At 73.3% G+C, this 16,883-nt stretch carries 15 protein-coding genes and 2 tRNA genes; 9 read left to right on the top strand and 8 right to left on the bottom strand.

All coding sequences use genetic code 11. The features are described 5' to 3' along the window. Window positions 1-61 precede the first annotated feature (61 nt). Window positions 62-481 (bottom strand): hypothetical protein, encoded by a 420-nt coding sequence (locus HDA43_RS12845; protein ID WP_179820162.1) that lies wholly within the window; start codon window positions 479-481, stop codon window positions 62-64. 194 nt (window positions 482-675) lie between these two features. Here HDA43_RS12845 and HDA43_RS12840 point away from each other — a divergent pair, with 194 nt between their 5' ends. Next, window positions 676-3,354, top strand: a complete 2,679-nt coding sequence (locus HDA43_RS12840) for an AAA family ATPase (protein WP_179820159.1) — start codon at window positions 676-678, stop codon at window positions 3,352-3,354. Here the strand turns inward: HDA43_RS12840 and HDA43_RS12835 are convergent. The 4 genes from HDA43_RS12835 to HDA43_RS12820 form a co-directional block, all read right to left on the bottom strand. Continuing rightward, window positions 3,347-4,360, bottom strand: a complete 1,014-nt coding sequence (locus tag HDA43_RS12835; RefSeq protein WP_179820157.1) for a nuclear transport factor 2 family protein — start codon at window positions 4,358-4,360, stop codon at window positions 3,347-3,349. The two genes, HDA43_RS12840 and HDA43_RS12835, sit on opposite strands and share 8 nt — an antisense overlap. A 261-nt stretch (window positions 4,361-4,621) precedes the next feature. Continuing rightward, the gene (locus HDA43_RS12830) at window positions 4,622-5,158 is read right to left on the bottom strand and encodes a tetratricopeptide repeat protein (RefSeq protein WP_179820154.1); all 537 of its coding nucleotides are present in this window, start codon (window positions 5,156-5,158) and stop codon (window positions 4,622-4,624) included. A gap of 78 nt (window positions 5,159-5,236) precedes the next feature. After that, entirely contained in the window at window positions 5,237-6,067 is an 831-nt protein-coding gene (locus tag HDA43_RS12825; RefSeq protein WP_179820152.1) for an ABC transporter permease, read from the bottom strand. After that, window positions 6,064-7,047: an efflux ABC transporter ATPase subunit, DrrA-related gene (locus tag HDA43_RS12820; protein ID WP_179820150.1), complete on the bottom strand. Its 984-nt coding sequence runs from the start codon at window positions 7,045-7,047 to the stop codon at window positions 6,064-6,066. The genes HDA43_RS12825 and HDA43_RS12820 overlap by 4 nt, the downstream gene beginning before the upstream one ends. Before the next feature lie 77 nt (window positions 7,048-7,124). Between HDA43_RS12820 and HDA43_RS12815 the strand changes: the two genes are divergently transcribed. Then, window positions 7,125-7,712, top strand: a complete 588-nt coding sequence (locus HDA43_RS12815; protein ID WP_179820148.1) for a TetR/AcrR family transcriptional regulator — start codon at window positions 7,125-7,127, stop codon at window positions 7,710-7,712. Window positions 7,713-7,841: 129 nt separating this feature from the next. Here the strand turns inward: HDA43_RS12815 and HDA43_RS12810 are convergent, their stop codons facing one another. Next, window positions 7,842-8,153, bottom strand: coding sequence for a hypothetical protein (locus HDA43_RS12810; protein ID WP_179820146.1), 312 nt, complete (start codon window positions 8,151-8,153; stop codon window positions 7,842-7,844). Window positions 8,154-8,262: 109 nt separating this feature from the next. Between HDA43_RS12810 and HDA43_RS12805 the strand changes: the two genes are divergently transcribed. Then, window positions 8,263-11,634 (top strand): ATP-binding protein, encoded by a 3,372-nt coding sequence (locus HDA43_RS12805; protein ID WP_179820144.1) that lies wholly within the window; start codon window positions 8,263-8,265, stop codon window positions 11,632-11,634. Window positions 11,635-11,689: 55 nt separating this feature from the next. Here the strand turns inward: HDA43_RS12805 and HDA43_RS12800 are convergent, their stop codons facing one another. Next, complete coding sequence (locus HDA43_RS12800) at window positions 11,690-12,328, bottom strand: hemerythrin domain-containing protein (protein WP_179820141.1); 639 nt, start codon at window positions 12,326-12,328, stop codon at window positions 11,690-11,692. Between the two features lie 212 nt (window positions 12,329-12,540). On the opposite strand from HDA43_RS12800, the gene HDA43_RS12795 reads away from it, so the two are divergent. Then, window positions 12,541-12,616: transfer RNA gene (locus HDA43_RS12795), tRNA-Thr, on the top strand. A 254-nt stretch (window positions 12,617-12,870) separates the two neighbouring features. Here HDA43_RS12795 and HDA43_RS12790 read toward each other — a convergent pair. Then, a complete protein-coding gene (locus HDA43_RS12790; protein ID WP_179820139.1) occupies window positions 12,871-13,350 on the bottom strand; it encodes a nucleoside deaminase in 480 nt (159 codons plus the stop codon). Between the two features lie 423 nt (window positions 13,351-13,773). On the opposite strand from HDA43_RS12790, the gene HDA43_RS12785 reads away from it, so the two are divergent. The 5 genes from HDA43_RS12785 to HDA43_RS12765 all read left to right on the top strand — a co-directional run bounded on the left by HDA43_RS12785 (window position 13,774) and on the right by HDA43_RS12765 (window position 16,882). Continuing rightward, window positions 13,774-13,847 (top strand) — tRNA-Met (locus HDA43_RS12785). A gap of 73 nt (window positions 13,848-13,920) precedes the next feature. Next, the gene (gene rpmG / locus HDA43_RS12780; RefSeq protein ID WP_030921771.1) at window positions 13,921-14,085 is read left to right on the top strand and encodes a 50S ribosomal protein L33; all 165 of its coding nucleotides are present in this window, start codon (window positions 13,921-13,923) and stop codon (window positions 14,083-14,085) included. Between the two features lie 411 nt (window positions 14,086-14,496). Then, complete coding sequence (locus tag HDA43_RS12775) at window positions 14,497-14,943, top strand: MaoC family dehydratase N-terminal domain-containing protein (protein WP_179820136.1); 447 nt, start codon at window positions 14,497-14,499, stop codon at window positions 14,941-14,943. Window position 14,944: 1 nt separating this feature from the next. Next, complete coding sequence (locus tag HDA43_RS12770) at window positions 14,945-15,373, top strand: MaoC family dehydratase (protein WP_179820134.1); 429 nt, start codon at window positions 14,945-14,947, stop codon at window positions 15,371-15,373. Between the two features lie 207 nt (window positions 15,374-15,580). Beyond that, window positions 15,581-16,882 carry a glycosyltransferase family A protein gene (locus HDA43_RS12765; RefSeq protein ID WP_179820131.1) on the top strand — a complete coding sequence of 434 codons (1,302 nt, stop codon included), beginning with the start codon at window positions 15,581-15,583 and terminating at the stop codon, window positions 16,880-16,882. Window position 16,883: the final 1 nt, after the last annotated feature.

Raw genomic sequence — 16,883 nt, 5'->3', positions numbered from 1 at the left:
GTCTCATGGTCCGGCTACTTCCCGTGGGCGCATCGCAGGCGTGCCTTGCCACGCAGCTCGCTCAGGCCTTCCGGAGCCCGGCGAACTGCAGGCCCGTGAAGCCCGCCACCCCTGCCGCCTGGAAGATCACGAAGGCCGTGCCCAGACCGGACACCGGGAACCATCCGGCGATCAGCATCTCCACGCTGGCCACCACCCAGGCCACGTTGACCACCATCACCGCGATCACCACCGCCCTGTTCAGCGCCGGACGGGTGGCAAAGTAGAGGAGGTCCGCGGCGAAGACGGCCAGGAACGCGCCGACCGGCACGAGGAAGGCGGCGGGCAGACCGAACATCGAGCCGGAGATCGCTGCGACGGCCAGGAGGACGAGGCCGATGGCACCCGACGCGATGGCGTCCAGCTTGAGCGCGAACCGCAGCAGCTTGGCCTCGGAGTTGGAGTTGGCGGTGGTGGTGGGCGCGGTGGCGATGGCGGCCATGATCAGATCCTTTCGTGCGGAACGCTGTCGTCCCTGTGTCAACGAAATTACGCAGGTCGACGCCGCGCCGAATCTGTCATCGTGACGGTAGTGCCCGGTCACGCTCACCCGCTCACACCCGGCGGGCATCCGTCATTCGCCGCCGCCGCCAGGCCGGAGATCTGATCCGCGTTCCGCTGGATTAGATTTCAGCCATGTTGTATGGGCGGGCTGCGGAGCAGGCTCAGGTGGACCGGCTGCTGGCGAACGCGCGGTCCGGGCGCAGTGGTGTGCTGGTGGTACGCGGCCAGCCGGGTATCGGGAAGACCGCGTTGCTCGGCCACCTGACGGAGCAGGCCGCGGGGGTGCGGGTGCTCCACGGGGTCGGCATCGAGTCCGAGGCGGAGCTGCCGTATGCCGCCCTGCATCTGCTCCTGCGTTCCGAACTCGACCGGATCGACATGCTGCCCGAGGCACAGGCGGCGGCGCTGCAGGGCGCGCTGGGGCTGGGGGCGGCGGCTCCGGAGAACCGGTTCCTCGTCGGGCTGGCCGTGCTCAGCCTGCTGGCCGAGGTCGCGGGCGACGGGGCGCTGCTCTGCCTGATCGACGACGCGCAGTGGTTCGATCAGGCGTCCATCGACGCGCTGGTGTTCGTGGCGCGGCGGCTGGACGCGGAAGGCATCGCGCTGGTGTTCGCGGGCAGGGAGGAGTTCCGCCCGCAGGGGTTGCCCGAGCTGTGGCTGGACGGTGTGGACCGCGACGCCGCCATCGCGCTGCTGGCCGAGTCGACCCGGGATCTGGCGCCGAAGGTGCGTGACCGCGTCCTGGACGAGGCGGGCGGCAATCCCCTCGCGCTCATCGAGCTGCCGTCCACGCTCACCGCGGAGCAGCAGGCCGGGCAGCTGAACCCGTTCACCACGATTCCGGTCGCCAACCGGGTGCAGGAGGCCTTCCAGCAGCAGATCAGGGCGCTGCCCGACACGGCTCAGGCCCTGCTCGCGGTGCTCGCCGCCGACGACACGGGCGACCTCGGCATCGTGCTGCGCGCCGCGGAGTCCTTCTCCGCCGAGCTGACGGACCTGGAGGCGGCGGAGCAGGCCAAGCTGGTCACGGTGAACGGTGCCGTGGTGACCTTCAGGCACCCGCTCATCAGAGCCGCCGCCTACCAGAACATGCCGTTGACCTCGCGGCTGGTCGTACGGCGTGCGCTCGCCGGGGTGCTCGACGGCGACGAGCACGCCGACCGCCGGGCCTGGCATCTGGCCGCGGCGACGACCACGCCCGACGAGGACGTGGCGCGCGAGCTGGAGCTGGCCGCGGAGCGGGCGCGCACCCGTTCCGGCTATGCGGCCATGGCCGCGGCCTACGAGCGGGCCGCGGAGGTCACCCCCGACGCCGCCAAACGGTCGGTACGGCTGGCCGCGGCGGCCGTGGCGGCCAGCGACGCGGGCCAGCCGGCCCGTGCGGGCTCGCTGGCCGACCGGGCCAGCGAGGAGATCCAGGACCCGTCGGCCCTCGCCCACCTGACCCAGGTGCGCGCCCATCGGGAGTTCGAGCAGGGCAGCCCGGCCGCGGCCGGCGAGCTCATCATCGCCGGCGCGGAGCGGGTCGCCCCGCTGGACGCCGAGCGGGCGGCCTACCTGCTCGTGGAGGCGGTGCGCTGCGCGTGGTACGCCAGTGACCCGGGCCTGGCGGAGCGGGCGGCGAGGCTGCTCAGGACCCTGCCCGAAATCGGCTCTCCGCTGGTGAGCGGCGCGCTCGGGCTGGCCGCACTGGTCAACGGCGACCTGAAGGACGCGGTCACACTCATGCGGGAGCTGGTGCTCGCTCCGGATCTGTCCGCGCTCCGGGTGCCGGGCATGCTCTTCGTGGCCCAGCTGTGCGCGCCGATCGGACGCTACGGTCAGGGCGAGGCCGCCGCGGCGCGCGTCGAGGCCGAGTGCAGGGCCCACGACATGGGCGGCTGGCTGGCCATCGCCGTGGAGACCCGGCTGCAGGCGCAGATGCTGATGGGCAGGTATCGCGAGGCCGTGACCGAGCTGGAGGAGATCATCCCCATGGTCGGCGACCTGGGGCAGCGGAACGGAGCGGTCGTGCTCACCGCGTCGCTCGCCTTGGCACGCGGCGAGCTGGGCGACGAGCAGGGGTGCCGGACGGCGGCCGCGGCCGTCTTCGAACAGGCGGGAACGCGCGGGCTCCGCGTGGCCGAGGCGGCCGCGATGGCCGTGCTCGGCCGGCTGGAGCTCGCGCTGGGCCGTCCAGAGGCGTCGCTGGAGATCCTGGAGAGGATTTCGGCCGCCAACGCGCTCTTCTTCGCCCCCGACAGGATCGAGGCCGCCGTCAGGGCCAGGGAGCCCGAGCGGGCGCGCGAGCCCCTGGCGTACTACCTGAACTGGGCGGCCGGCGTCGGCGTGCCGTCCGCCGACGCGGTCGCACTGCGCTGCCGCGCCCTCGTCGAGAACGACGAGGGCCTGTACGAGGAGGCCATGCGGGCGCACGAGCAGGGCGGGCAGCCGCACGAGCAGGCCCGTACGCGGCTGCTCTACGGCGAGTGGCTGCGGCGGGCGCGCAAGCGCGCCGCAGCCCGCGCCCAGCTGCGCGCCGCCCTGGAGACCTTCGACCGGCTCGGCATGGCGCTGTGGGCCGAGCGTGCCCGCACGGAGCTGCGCGCCACCGGCGACGTCCCCGCGGCCCCGCGCCAGGCGGACGATCCACTCAGCGTCCTCACCACGCAGGAGAGGCAGGTGGTACGGCTGGCCGCCGCGGGCGCGTCCAACCGCGACATCGCGGCCCAGCTGTACCTCAGCCCGCGCACCGTCGGCTACCACCTCTACAAGGCCTTCCCCAAGCTGGGGGTCTCCTCGCGGGCGGAGCTGGCCGCGATCGCTACCTGAGCCTGCCGTACAGCTCGGTGATCTTGGCTTCGTCGGCGACGAGCGGCAGCTGGTCGAAGGTCAGGGTCCAGTCGTTCGAGACGCCGCCGGTGTCGCCGACGCGCTCGATGACGCCGAAGCTGACCGGGTCGGCCTGGCCCTTGGGCAGGAGCGTGCCGTGCCATTCGAGGTACGTCGCGCCGTCGACCTTGACGGTCTGGCCCGGCTGCAGCCGGACATCGCTGACCTGTTCGAAGAACCTCTTCAGGTAGGCGAGCTTGCCCTGCGTGGTGCGCAGCGTGCCGTTCAGGCCGGGGGCGGACAGCGGCGCGCCGGTGAGCCGTTCCACCAGGGCCTCCGCGTCCTCGTCGTTCCATGCCTCGGCGCGGGCGACGAGCTCGTCGGGGGCGAGGACGGGCCTGCGGCTCCGGTCGGGGGCGCCGCCGTCGGCGACGCCGGCGAACAGGTCGGGCAGCTCGGGGTCGAGCGGCTTGAACCAGGTGTGCCGGTCGTAGTAGCGGCGGCCCTGGACGACCTTGCCGTCGTCGGTCAGCAGGACCCGGTAGACCGCGGCGTAGTCGACCTCGTGTCCCTTGATCGTGGCCTCGTTGTGCGCTTCGAACATCACGGCGGGACCGTTCACAGCGATGCGCGTGCCGCGGAAGCGGAAGTCGGGGACCAGGCCGAGCGATCCGCTGATCGCCTGCCTGATGGCCTCCTCACCCTGGAGAAGCGGCTTGCTCGCCTTCGCCGGCTCCCACAGCGTCGCGTCCTTGGACCACATTTCGACGTAGGCGTCCACCCGGTCGGGGGTGGTGACCTTGCCGAACCTGATCTGCCGCTTGATGAAGGCGCAGGCGCTGGGCGACACCCAGCCGCTGATGGATGTGACCTCCGGCCGCGCCTCCGCGCAGCCCGCCGTTCTGTCCCAGCCTTGCTCGGCCGCCTGCGCCGGCCCTGTGACGGTGCACAGCGTCAGCACCGCCCCGACCGCGAGCCCCATCCCCGCCATCCGCATCGCCGTCATGACCTGCCCCTTTCGGTGTTCTTTCAGGTGCCACCGAAATTAGGCCGATCCTCGTCGCGGCAAATCCGTCAACGTGACGGTAGGCAGACACACCGCACCAGGTAGGTCACGGGAAGCGCCACCGGGTCCGGCCGTGTTCGCCCGCGCCGAAGCCTCCCGCGCGAAGGAGAGCCGGGGAACGGAGCCGAAGCGTCGCCTGCCGCGCCGGTGGCCGGTGGTTGAACGAGACCTCCGGGCGGACGTGAACGCCGTCCGGAGGTCTCAGTCCGGGTTCTCGGTGTGGCGGCGGCAGTGGGCGAGGGCCCGTTCCGTCGACGCGATCAGCTCCGGGTCCCCTTTGGCCTCGCGCAGTTCGAGCGTCTCGCGGAGCAGGGACTCCGCCTCGTCCAGGCGGTTCTGGTCGATGCGGTGCTTGGCCAGGTGCTGGAGGGCGAAGTCGCGCATGTCCGACGGGGCGATCGCGAGCGCCTCCAGGTAGAGCGGCTCGGCGCGGCCGAGGTCGCCCGCGTGGCGGTGGGCGTCGGCGAGGTTGATCCGTACGGCCGTCCGCGCGGCGGGACTCTCTCCCGCCAGGAGCAGCGCGCGCTCCAGGTGGGAGACGGCCTCGCCGTGCTCGCCGAGGACGACCAGGCCGAAACCGACGCGCCGCAGCAGCCGGAACACCTCGGACGGATCGGCCGCCCCCTCCGCGTCCAGCCGCGCCAGGTCCGCCTTCAGCCCGCCGACCATGGCGGCGTAGGCCTCCCGATCGGCCGGGACGGCGCGGAGGCGCTCGTCATAGGTCACCTCGATGCTCACGGAGGACAGGCTATGCCGCTCCCCGCACGGGACCATGGCCGCGGCCTCGCGATGTCCTCGGGCCGCCGGAGCGGTGGGTCAGCGGTTCAGCCGCCGGTAGCGGCGTGCCGACAGCGGCAGGAAGACCAGCGTGATCAGCACGGGCCAGCCGATCGCCAGCCACAGCGCGTGCTGGGCGGCCCAGGAGTCGCCGCCCCAGCCCGGGTTGCCGAACAGCTCCCGGCAGGCGGCCACCGTGGCCGACAGCGGGTTCCATTCGGCGATCACCCTCATCCAGCCGGGCATCAGGGCGGGGGAGACGAAGGTGTTGGCGAGCATGGTGATCGGCAGCAGCGGCATCCAGGCCGCGCTCGCCGACTCGGGGGTGAGCGCCAGCCCGACGTAGATGCCGACCCAGATGAGCGCGAAGCGCAACAGGAGCAGCAGTCCGACGGCGGCCAGGGCGGCGCCCGCGCCCCGGTGCCAGCCCCAGCCGACCACCAGGCCGCAGGCGAGCAGGACGGCCAGCTCCAGCACGGAGTTGACCATGTCGGCGAAGGAGCGGCCCAGCACCACCGCGGCCTGGGATATCGGCATCGACCGGAACCGGTCGGTGACGCCGCGGGCGGAGCTCGTGGCGATGATGATCATGGTGGTCATCACGCCCATGGTCATCGACTGGGCGTACATCCCGGGCATCAGGAACTCGCGGTAGTCGCCGCCCCCGGCGACGTTCATCGCGCTGCCGAAGACGTAGCCGAACAGCAGCACCATCACGATCGGGTACAGCAGCGCGTTGAGGACGGCGGCGGGGTTGCGCGTCCAGTGGACGAGGTTGCTGCGGGCGATCGTCCACCCGTCGGTCAGCGTCCAGCGCAGCCGCTCGCGGTGCGTGCGGGGGAGCGCGGGGGTGAGGGGGAGGGCGGTCATGCCACGGTCCTCTCCCCGGCGACACCGGTGACGCCGGGGACGCCGGCGGTGCCGGTGATGCTGAGGAACACCTCGTCCAGCGTCGGGCGGCGCAGGGTGACGTCCTCCACCTCGACGCCGCGCTCCTGCAGCTCCCGCATGATCCGTGTCAGGGCGCCGATCCGGTCGCGGACGGGGACGGTCAGGCGCCGGGTGTCGTGGTCGGCCACCGGTTCGGCGCCGGCGGCCCCGGCCAGGACGCGCGCGGCCTCGGCCAGGTCGGCGGCGTAACGCAGGACCAGGTCGACGTGGTCGCCGCCGACCGTGGACTTGAGCCGCTCGGGGGTGTCCTCGGCGATCACCCGGCCCGTGTCGACCACCGCGATCCGATGGGCGAGCCGGTCGGCCTCGAACAGGTACTGCGTGGTCATCAGCACCGTGCTGCCCGCCTCGGCCAGGCCGCGTATGGCCTGCCACACCTCGTTGCGGTTGCGCGGGTCCAGGCCGGTGGTGGGCTCGTCGAGGAACAGCACGCGCGGGGCCAGGACGAAGGCGGCGGCCAGGTCGAGGCGGCGGCGCATGCCGCCGGAGTAGTGCCTGACCCGCTTCCCGGCCGCCTCGGCCAGCCCGAACCGCTCCAGCAGTTCCCCGGCCCGGCGGTGGGCGGCGGTCGCGCCGAGGTGGCGGAGCCGCCCCCACATCTCCAGGTTCTCCCGGCCGGTGAGGATCTCGTCCACGGTCGGCTGCTGCCCGGCCAGGCCGATGGCGTGCCGTACCCGGTCGGGCTGCGCGACCACGTCGAACCCGGCGACGACGGCGCGGCCCGCGTCGGGGCGCAGCAGCGTGGTCAGGATCCGGACGGCCGTGGTCTTCCCGGCGCCGTTCGGCCCGAGCAGGCCGTACACCGTGCCCTCCGGCACGGTCAGGTCGAATCCGTCGAGGGCGTCGGCGTCGCCGTAGCGCTTGCGCAACCCCTCGGCGACGACTGCGAAGGATGTCATTGCTCCATAATGAGACTTCAATGTCTCAAAAACAAGCGTCGAAATCTCTTTATGGGGCGTGATGCTACTCTTCGCAGGTGAGCGACACCCCGGAGTCCGGAACCCGCAGCCGCACGCGCCGCGCCATCCTCGGCGCCGCGGCTTCGGTCCTCGCCCGCGACCGCGGCGCCACCCTGGCCGACATCGCCGAGGCCGCCCAGGTCGGCCGCAGCACGCTGCACCGCTACTTCCCCGACCGCAAGGTGCTCGTCGACGCGGCCGTCGCCGACTCCTTCCGGGTGGTCGAGCGGTCGACGGCGGAGGCGGCGATCGACCAGGGGCCGCCGCTGGAGGCCATGCGCCGACTGATCGCGGCCATGGTGGACGTCGGCGACCGGCTGGCGTTCCTGTTCGGCGACCCGCGCGTGCTGGAGGAGGCGGGCTGCTCCGAACCCGACCCGTTCGAGCCCGACCCGTCGGTGCCGACCACGATCGGCCTCATCGAACGCGGCCAGGCCGAGGGGGTCTTCGACCCTGAACTCGGCGCGGAGTGGATCCAGCAGGTGCTCTGGGCGCTCGTCTACACCGGCTGGGAGGCGGCCGAGAAGGGGCAGCTGCCCCGCCACGGCGTCACCTCGACCGTGATCCGGACCTTCGAGAACGGAGTCGTCACCGGAAAGAGGTGAGATCTCCCCGTCTCCTCCTCCGCGACCTGTCTCCCCTCTCCGTCCGTGCTCCGTCACCGGTCATCGCGTCTCGTCACCGGTTTCCGGGCCCCCGCCGGGTTCCGCCTCCCGCCGTCGCCGTCCGGCGCGTCAACGGTCGAACGCGGCCCACAGCGTGGCGAACTCCTCGGCGGTCACCTGGTTCAGGCCGAAGTCGTCGGGATAGATCGGGCCCTCGGCCAGGAAGCCGTGCTCGTCCTCGATGTGCCGCCACGAGTACCTCCGGGCCACCCCGTCGGACCCCAGCTCGGCATGCCTGACCGGCCAGTACTCCCCGCCGTCGTCGATGACGGCCTCGAACAGCCACACGTGGCCGTCGCCGTCCACGCCGTGCCAGTACCAGTGCCGCCGGTCGCTCTCGTCGAGCGCCCGGATCGTCTCCACGCGCCGGTCGTGCGGCATCTCGCTCCTCGCTGTCGAATCCCCGGGCCGAATCCCGGCGCCGTACGGAATCATGCTGCCGGACGACGTCAATCCATCGGCAATCCGGACCGCTTACGCTGCCCCTGCTATGTTGCGTGTTCTCGGTCCGCTCCAGGCGGAGATCAACGGTCGTCGGGCGGACCTCGGCCCCTTCCGGCAGCGAGCCGTGGTGGCCCGGCTCGTCGCCGCGGGCGGGCACGTGGTCTCCACCGATCGTTTCATCGACGACCTCTGGCGCGGGCAGCCCCCTCCCAGAGCCCTGGCCGCCCTCCAGGTGTACGTGTCCAACCTGCGCAGGGCCCTCGAACCCGACCGCCCGCCCCGGGCACCCGCCACCCTCCTGGTCAGCGCCGCGCCGGGCTACCGCCTCCGCCTGGAGCCGGAGCGGGTGGACGCCTGGCTGCTGCCGGGACTGATCGAGTCGGCCGCGGCCGCCCTCACCGAGGACGACGGGGACCGGGCGCTCGACCTCGCGGACCGGGCACTGGCCCTGTGGCAGGGGCCGGCCTACGCCGAGTTCGCCGACGAGCGGTGGGCCGAACCGGAGGCGGCGCGGCTGGAGGAACTGCGCCTGGTCGCGGTGGAGCACCGGGCCGAGGCGTTGCTGGCGCTCGGCCGCGAGGCCGGGATCGAGCTCGAACGACACGTCCGCGCCCATCCGCTGCGGGAGAACGCCGTCCGGCTGCTCGCGCTGGCGCACTACCGGGCCGGACGGCAGGCCGACGCGCTGGCCGCGCTGCGCCGGGCCCGCGCGACCCTCGCCGACGAACTGGGGGTCGATCCCGGGCCCGCGCTGCGCGCGCTGGAGGCCGACATCCTGCGCCACGCCGACTCCCTGCGCCCCCGGGAACGGGCCGTGCTCCCGCGCCGCCGCGACTCCGACGTCCCCCCGCACGGCCGGGGGGTGGCCGTCTTCCCCCGCCGGGACCCGCCCGCCCCGTCCCCGGCCGCGCGGCGCGCCCCGGAGCCGGGGAAACCGGGCGGTCTGGTCGGCCGTACGGCGGAGCTCGCCCGGCTGGAAGCCGTCGCCGGAACCCCCGGGCCGAGCACGGTCTGGCTGGGCGGCGAGGCGGGGGCGGGCAAGAGCGCCCTGGCCGGCGCGTTCGCACGGAGGCTGGCGGGCCGCGGATGGCTGACCGCCACCGGGCAGTGCCCGGAGACCGACGGCGGGGCGCCGCCCGCGTGGGCGTGGAGCGAGGTCCTGCGCCGTCTGACCGCGGAGCTGCCCCCCGGCGACGACGTGGCGGCGCGGCTCGCGCCGCTGCTGACCGACGACGCCCCGGCCACGGGCCGGTTCCACCTCGCCAGGGCGGTGGAGGACTACCTGGCGCGGGCCGTACGGGAGGACGTCCGCGTGCTGGTCGTCCTGGAGGACGTGCACCGCGCCGACGAGGAGACGCTCGGCCTGCTGCGCCACCTGGCGGTACGGCCCGCCGCCGAGCGGATCACGTTCCTGGCCACCTACCGCCCGGCCGAGGCCACCGACCACCTCGGCGCGACCTGGGCGGCGCTGGCCGGGCACGACACCCACCGGCTCGACCTGGGCGGGCTGGACGGAGACGAGGTGGCCCGGCTGCTGCGGGAGCGCTCCGGGCTGGACGTGGACCCGGTCATCGCCCGTACGGTGGCCGAGCGGACCGGAGGCAACCCCCTCTTCGTGTCCGAGACCGCCCGGCTGATCAGCACGGACGGGATGGCGGCGGCCAGGGCGCTGCCGCCCGGGGTGCGCGACCTGATCCGGCGCAGGATCGCCCGGCTGCCCGCCACGGCCCAGACCGCGCTGCGGGACGCGGCGATCATCGGCCGGGACGTGGACGTGGACGTGCTGCTGGCGATGGCGGGCGCCGACGAGGACGCGCTGCTGGAGGGGATGGAGGCCGGCGTGCTCACCGGGCTGCTGGACGAGCCCGCCCCGGGCCGGGTCCGGTTCGCCCACGTGCTGGTGCGCGAGACGCTCTACGAGGACACCCCCCGCATCCGCCGTACCCGGCTGCACGGCAGGGTCTTCGACGCGCTGGAGCGGGTCCGGCCGGGGGACGTCTCGGCGCTGGGACACCACGCGCTCGCCGCGGCCACGCCGGGCACGGCCGGACGGGCCGTGCCGTACGTGGTGGCGGCGGCCCGGAAGGCGGCGGCCATGCACGCCTACCGGGAGGCGGGGTTCCTCTACCGGGGCGCGCTCGACCTCGTCGGAGGCGACGACGACCACCGGCGGCTCGACCTGCTCTGCGGCCTGGTCGGCGTCCAGGCCCACGAGGGTGACGTGATGGCGGCCCGGGGCAACCGGGAGCGGGCGATGGAGGCGGCGCGGCGGCTCGGCACCGGCATGACCCGGGCGCTGACCTGCTACGAGGCCCCGGTGACCTGGTCGATCCAGCCGTACCGGCAGGTCGACGAGGCGTTCGTCGCGGCGGTCCGGGAGGCGCTGGCGGACCCCGCCGGGACCGACGACGAGACCCGCTGCCGGCTGCTCGCCACCCTCACCTTCGAACTGGAGGGGCACGACGACGACACCTGCGAGCGGGCCGGCGCCGAGGCGCTGCGGCTGGCCCGGCGGCTGGGCCGCGCCGAGCTGGTCTGCCTGGCGCTCAACGCCCGCTACTTCGTCCTGCTGACGCCGCACCGGCGCGACGAGCTGGAGGCGGTGGGCAGGGAACTGGTGGAACTGGGCGGCGAGGCCGGGCTGCCCGGCTACGAGATGCAGGGCCACCACGCGCTGTACATGGTGAGCCTGGGCCGCGGCGACCTCGCCGCCGCCCGCCACCACGCCGACCGGGCGCTCGAACACTCCACCGGCGGACAGCTCGGGCTGGCGCTGAGCGTGCTGTCGATGCTCGACACCCTGCTCCTGCTGATCGGAGGCGACTTCGCGGGGGCCGAGCGGTCCTACGCGGCGGCGGCCGAGCGGATGGCGGCGGCCGGCGGCGCCAACGCGGCCGGCGCGGGCGTCATGGGCCGCTTCGTCGCCCGCCTGGCGGGCGGCCTGCCGCAGGACATCCCGGAGATCATGGCGATGTACCGCCTCGTCCCGTCCGACGCCTCGGAGATCCTGACCCGGGCCCTGGTGGCCGAAGGGCGGCTCGATGAGGCCCGGACGTTCTGGGAGCCGGACCGGCGGATCAGGAAGGACTACTACTGGCTGATCCAGACGGCGCTGCGGGCCGAGAACGCCGTCGCGCTGGGCGACCGGCCGACGGCCGAGCGGTGCTACGAGGAACTGCTGCCCTGGGACGGCGAGGCGGCCGGGCTGCACTGCGGGTCGGTCACCCTCGGGCCGGTCGCCCATATCCTGGGCGATCTCGCCGAGGCGCTGGGCCGGGACGGGTCCGCCCACTACGCCACGGCGGAGCGGGTCGCCGAGCGGCTCGGCTCCCCGCACTGGGCCGTCCGGGCGTCCGAGGCGGCCCGTCGGGGCGGGGGCCGCCTCGGCCGTTCGGACGGGATCCGTCCGGGCGGGTGACGAGCCGGGCGGGTACGGTCACCCGGCTCCTGGCTCCCGGCCTTCGACTTCCGGCTCATGCGGCCAGAGGGCCGAAGACCAGTCGCTGCCGGCGGCGGTGGCCGCCGCGGAACAGCGCGAGCAGCACCGACAGCACCGGCCCGGCCAGCCTGCGCAGCCGGGCCAGCTCCTCGGGCCGGGCGTACTGCTCGATCCTGGGCAGCTCGACGCTGGCCTTGGTGCCCTTGCGGACCGCGTCCTCGACCTTCTTCCAGTCGGCCGCGGAGACGTACTTCATGATGACCGGGAAGAGCAGCCGCTCCTCCTCCTCGATGTGCTCGTCGAGCATGTCGGCGAGCCGGGCCAGCGACGAGGCCAGAGCGGAGGCGTCACGGGTCGTGGCGAACGCGACGGCCTGGCCGTCGATCTCGTTCAGCAGCGGGTCCAGCGCGGAGTGGTCGTCGCTCAGGTCGCGCAGGTCCACCTCGGCCCCGGCGGACCGCTCAAGGACGGGCCACAGGACGCGGTCCTCCATCGTGTGATGGTGGTGGATGCCCGCGCACAGGGCCCTGACGTACTCGGAGACGGCCCGGGCGCGGGCCGGGTCGGCGGTCTGGCGGCCTTCGGCCAGCTCCGCCGCCAGCGTGGCCAGACGGCGGGTGTCGCCCCGCATGGTGCGGTGGGTGAGCTGGAAGCCAAGAAGTTCGGGGGCCATGTCGGAGGTTCTCCTCGATCGGTCCGGATGGGGTCGCCGGTCCAGATTGCGGAGATCCACTTATGGACTACTTGTCGGCCACTTAAGGAGGTCACTCAGGGGCGAAGCCCCCCGGGATCCCCCTGATCGGGCGGCTCCCGTTTGATTTCGCATCCTGGTCCGGAGCCGTGTATGGTTACACCTGTCGGCAAGCGCGAAAGCGAAGCGGACAGGCCCCTTTAGCTCAGTCGGCAGAGCGTCTCCATGGTAAGGAGAAGGTCTACGGTTCGATTCCGTAAAGGGGCTCCACCCAGCAGGAAAGATCGCCCGGACCGCGAGATCGCGGGGCCGGGCGTTTCTCGTTTCGGGCGGGATCCCGTGGGATCCGGCCCGGCCTCTGTGGGGGCCGTGCGCCGACCCCCGCGGCGTGGCTCACGGCCGGGGCCCGCGCGGAGCGGGAGCCGGAGCCGGCAGGGTTCGCCCGCGACCCGGCCTCCGATGCCGGTAGGCCGCCATCCCGCCGCTCGCCGTACGGCTGGAGCCGGGTGGGCGGCGGTGGCCGGTCAGCGGGGGGAGTGGAAGCGGCGGTGGAGGTCGTGTACCTGTTCCGCCAGGGCGGGGACCGGGCCCTCCACGACGACGCCCGGGGCGATCTCGTGGATCGGCAGGGTCCGCACCGGGGGCGCGGGGACCCCGAGCTCGGCGAGCCAGGCCGACAGCTGCTCGGAGGAGCTCACGTAGACGATGCGGCCCAGGCCGACCCAGGCGTGCGCGGCGGCGCACATCGGGCAGTGTTCACCCGAGGTGTAGACGGTCGCGGCCGCCCGCTCCTCGGGGGTCATGTTCGCCGCGGCCCAGCGCGCCAGCTCGAACTCGGGGTGGCGGGTGTGGTCGCCGGAGGCCACCCGGTTGTGGTCCTCGCCGAGGACGGTGCCGTCGGCGGCGACGAGCACGGAACCGAACGGCTCGTCCCCCTCCTCCAGGGCCTCGGCGGCCAGCTCCACGCAGCGGCGCAGGTGCCGCAGCTCGGCCTCGTCGATCACGGTGACCTCCCGGTGGGACCTTCGGCTTCACGCCGGATTCCTTGATCGTGTACGGCCGGATCCTATCGACCGGCGGCTCACGGGGCGGGTGCCCGCCGTGCGCCGGCCCCGGGTTCCGGGGGCGCGGTGCCGGGCGCGCGGTGCCGGTCCGGTGCCCGGTGGGCGTCCGCCGGTCCGGTGGGGCCGGGTGGTTCGCGCCGGCCTCCGGCCGCTGGTAGCCTGGCCTGTGATCAGGGAGGACCCGCCGATGGGCGGGGGCCCGATCCGGGCGCGGCTCGCGAGGCCGGAAAACTCCCGTGACTCCCGGCGTGCGGGCGGTCATACTGGGGAAACCCAGAAAAGAGTGCCCCGACCTGCACGAGTGCGCAGTCACTCCGCGGGTCGGGTATCCTATCGGGGTCGGCCGATGTCAGTCGGCCTCAAGGCGGAGTAGCTCAGTCAGGCAGAGCAAACGGCTCATAATCGTTGTGTCGCCGGTTCAAGTCCGGCCTCCGCTACTACCCTCCCGGTCTCCCAGCAGGGGCACCGGTGTGGGTTGTCCCAGTCCCGAACGTAGAAAGGCACTCCCAAGTGGCTGCCACCGACGTTAGGCCGAAGATCACGCTGGCCTGCCAGGAGTGCAAGCACCGCAACTACATCACGCGGAAGAACCGGCGCAACGACCCGGATCGGCTTGAGCTGAAGAAGTACTGCCCCAACTGCAAGACGCACCAGGCGCACCGCGAGACCCGCTAGGTCTCCCGGCGAGGCCCACCGGTCCCCACCGGGTGAGGCCCGCTTCAGCGGCATTCCATACCGACGACGAACCGGCGTCCCGACATCGGGCGCCGGTTCGTCGCGTCCGGACGGTCGTCGTGTTCGGCCGGTCATCCTCCCCGAGGCGGTCGTCCCGTCCGAGGCGGTCACCGCGTTCGTACGGATCATCGTGTCCGGCCGGTTGTCATGCCCGGTCGGTGTCGTGTCCGGAGACCGTCGTATCCGGAGGTTGTCGTGTCCGGACAGCTTTCCCGGCCGGGCGTTGACCGCGCCCGACAGCCGGTGCCGCCCGCGGACCGGGCTAGGTTTCTGGATGACCGGTCACGGGGCGGGAGCGCAGGACTCTTGTTACCGTCGGTCTCACCAGCTCGGTAACCGTAAAGGAGCATGATGGCTCTGAACCGTGATTTCGTCGGTCGGGCGTCCGCGCCCTCCCCGCCCTACGAGGTCAGCCGCGTGAAGATCAAGGAGTTCGCGGCGGCGATCGGTGACAACAACCCGGTCTACCGCGACCGGGAGGCCGCCCAGGCCGCCGGCCACCCCGACGTGATCGCGCCGCCCACCTTCCCCATCGTGTTCAGCCTCTCCGGCGGGTCGATCCTGGCCGATCCCGAGCTGGGCCTGAACTTCGCCATGGTGGTCCACGGCGAGCAGCGCTTCGAGTACCACCGGCCGATCCACGCCGGTGACGAGCTGGTCAGCGTCTCCACCGTGACCGACATCCGCAGCGTGGGCCGCAACGAGCTCATCACGGTCAGGAGCGACGTCACCACGGTCGACGGCGAGTCCGTCTGCACGACCTACAACACCATCGTCGAGCGCGGAGGGGCGAGCTGAGATGGCCGCGACTGTCAGGTACGACGAGGTCGAGCAGGGCCAGGAGATCCCGGCCGCCGACTACCAGGTCCGCCGCGCCAACCTGGTGATGTACGCGGGGGCCTCCGGCGACTTCAACCCCATCCACTGGAACGAGCGGTTCGCCAAGGCGGTCGGCCTGCCCGACGTCATCGCGCACGGGATGTACACCATGGCGCAGGCGGGCCGGTTCCTCACCGACTGGGCCGGTGACCCCGGCGCGGTCGTCGACTACGGCGTGCGCTTCTCCTCCATGGTCGTCGTCCCGGACGACGACGAGGGGGCGACCATCACGGTGAGCGGCGTCGTCGAGGAGAAGCTCGACGACAAGCGCGTGCTGGTCGGGCTGACCGCCCGGTCCGGCGACTCCCGCGTGCTCTCCCGGGCCCGCGCGGTGGTCCAGCTCTCCTGACCGCTCCCGGCCCGCGCCGGGTCGTCCGGGGCGCGGGCCGTACGGCGGGCGTCCCGGGGTCTTCTCCCGGGCCGGCGGATCCGTACGGCGGGCTTTTCCAGGTCTGCGGGTTCGTACGGCGGGCACGTCCCGGTCCCGCCGCGCGGAAAGATCCGCCGGTGGACGGGCCGGGCGATACTTCGCCCGGTCCGTGGGTAGCGTCCCGGCATGAGCGATGTACCACCTCACGTGACGGAGCTCGCCGAGCGGCGGGCCAGGGCGCGCGCCGACCGCGACTACGCCGGGGCGGACGCGCTCCGCGACGACATCGAAGCCGAGGGCTGGGCCGTCCGCGACACCGACGACGGGTTCGAGCTCACCCCCAGGCCGTCCTTCAAGGTCTGGCCCACGGTGAGCTCCGTACCGGTGACGGGCGCGGGCGGCAGGCCGCCCGAGCGATCCGCCGAGGCGGGGCTCCGCCCGGAGGGGCACGGCATCCCCGCGTCCACGAACCGCGACACCGACGCCGGCACCGGCCGTGACGCCGCCGCGGGTACCGCGGACGTCGGCCGGGGCGACGCGCCCGACGCCGAACGGGTCGCCGCGGCCGCCGAGCCGGGCGCCCGTCCCGAGGGGGTGGGGCAGCTCGACGCCGAACGGATCGGCGAGGCCGAGGCGGCCCCCCGTCCGCGGCCCGAGGGCGCCGAGCTCCTCGGCCGGTCCGACGACGTCGAACGCGCCCCCGAGCGCATGGTCTCCTCGCAACTGCTGTGGGACGCGAGCCTGGCCGTCTCCCGGGTGGACGAGGAGGTCACCCCGGTCGAGGGCCGCAAGCCGATGACCTCGCCGACCGTCACGATCGGACTCGTCGTGGACGGCTGGCCCGACGACCTGCGCGAGTGCGTCCGCGCCCTGCTCACCCACACCGACGCGAAGATCGTCGCGCTGGACCTGGGCGACGTGGACGGCTCCGGCGCCGTCCTGCAGGAGCTCGCCGACGACAACCCCGGACGGATCCAGGCGTGGCACGTGGCCGAGACCCCGCACTGGCGGGGCGGCACGGCCGGCTGGGGCGAGAGCCGCAACAAGCTGCTGGAGCTCGACGACTCCGACGTGCACGTGGTGATGGAGACCTCGACCGTCCTCGACGGCGACGCGATCACCCCGCTGGTCGGGGCACTGAGCGACAAGGTGAGCGCCGCGGGCTGGAAGGGCGTCGACCCGGGCGAGAACCGCCAGGAGTGGAAGGACGCCGGGCCCGGCGACGTCCGGGCGGTGCTCGGCCACCTGTTCGCGGTCCGCCGGGACGCCGCGCTGTCGGTGGGCGGCTTCCCCTCCGGGGCGCGCTACTACCGCAACGCCGACCTGGAGTTCTCCCTCACCATCCCCGGCAACGTCGTCGCCCTCGGCGACGAGCTCCCGGTCCACGAGGGACGCCACCGCGGCTACCACGACGTCGATCCCGAATACCGCGAGCGCGAGTCGCGCCGGACCTACGAGCGCGTGCTGAGGCTGTTGGGTTCCCCGTAGG

This window comes from Streptosporangium sandarakinum, from assembly GCF_013409935.1.
Classification (GTDB): domain Bacteria; phylum Actinomycetota; class Actinomycetes; order Streptosporangiales; family Streptosporangiaceae; genus Streptosporangium; species Streptosporangium nondiastaticum.
This window is presented reverse-complemented; position numbering and strand designations above follow the sequence as displayed.

Coding starts and splice junctions, on each gene's coding strand:
- HDA43_RS12845 (WP_179820162.1), bottom strand. CDS start 481: ATGGCCGCCATCGCCACCGCGCCCACCACCACCGCCAACTCCAACTCC.
- HDA43_RS12840 (WP_179820159.1), top strand. CDS start 676: ATGTTGTATGGGCGGGCTGCGGAGCAGGCTCAGGTGGACCGGCTGCTG.
- HDA43_RS12835 (WP_179820157.1), bottom strand. CDS start 4,360: ATGACGGCGATGCGGATGGCGGGGATGGGGCTCGCGGTCGGGGCGGTG.
- HDA43_RS12825 (WP_179820152.1), bottom strand. CDS start 6,067: ATGACCGCCCTCCCCCTCACCCCCGCGCTCCCCCGCACGCACCGCGAG.
- HDA43_RS12820 (WP_179820150.1), bottom strand. CDS start 7,047: ATGACATCCTTCGCAGTCGTCGCCGAGGGGTTGCGCAAGCGCTACGGC.
- HDA43_RS12810 (WP_179820146.1), bottom strand. CDS start 8,153: ATGCCGCACGACCGGCGCGTGGAGACGATCCGGGCGCTCGACGAGAGC.
- HDA43_RS12805 (WP_179820144.1), top strand. CDS start 8,263: ATGTTGCGTGTTCTCGGTCCGCTCCAGGCGGAGATCAACGGTCGTCGG.
- HDA43_RS12800 (WP_179820141.1), bottom strand. CDS start 12,328: ATGGCCCCCGAACTTCTTGGCTTCCAGCTCACCCACCGCACCATGCGG.
- HDA43_RS12775 (WP_179820136.1), top strand. CDS start 14,497: ATGGCTCTGAACCGTGATTTCGTCGGTCGGGCGTCCGCGCCCTCCCCG.
- HDA43_RS12770 (WP_179820134.1), top strand. CDS start 14,945: ATGGCCGCGACTGTCAGGTACGACGAGGTCGAGCAGGGCCAGGAGATC.
- HDA43_RS12765 (WP_179820131.1), top strand. CDS start 15,581: ATGAGCGATGTACCACCTCACGTGACGGAGCTCGCCGAGCGGCGGGCC.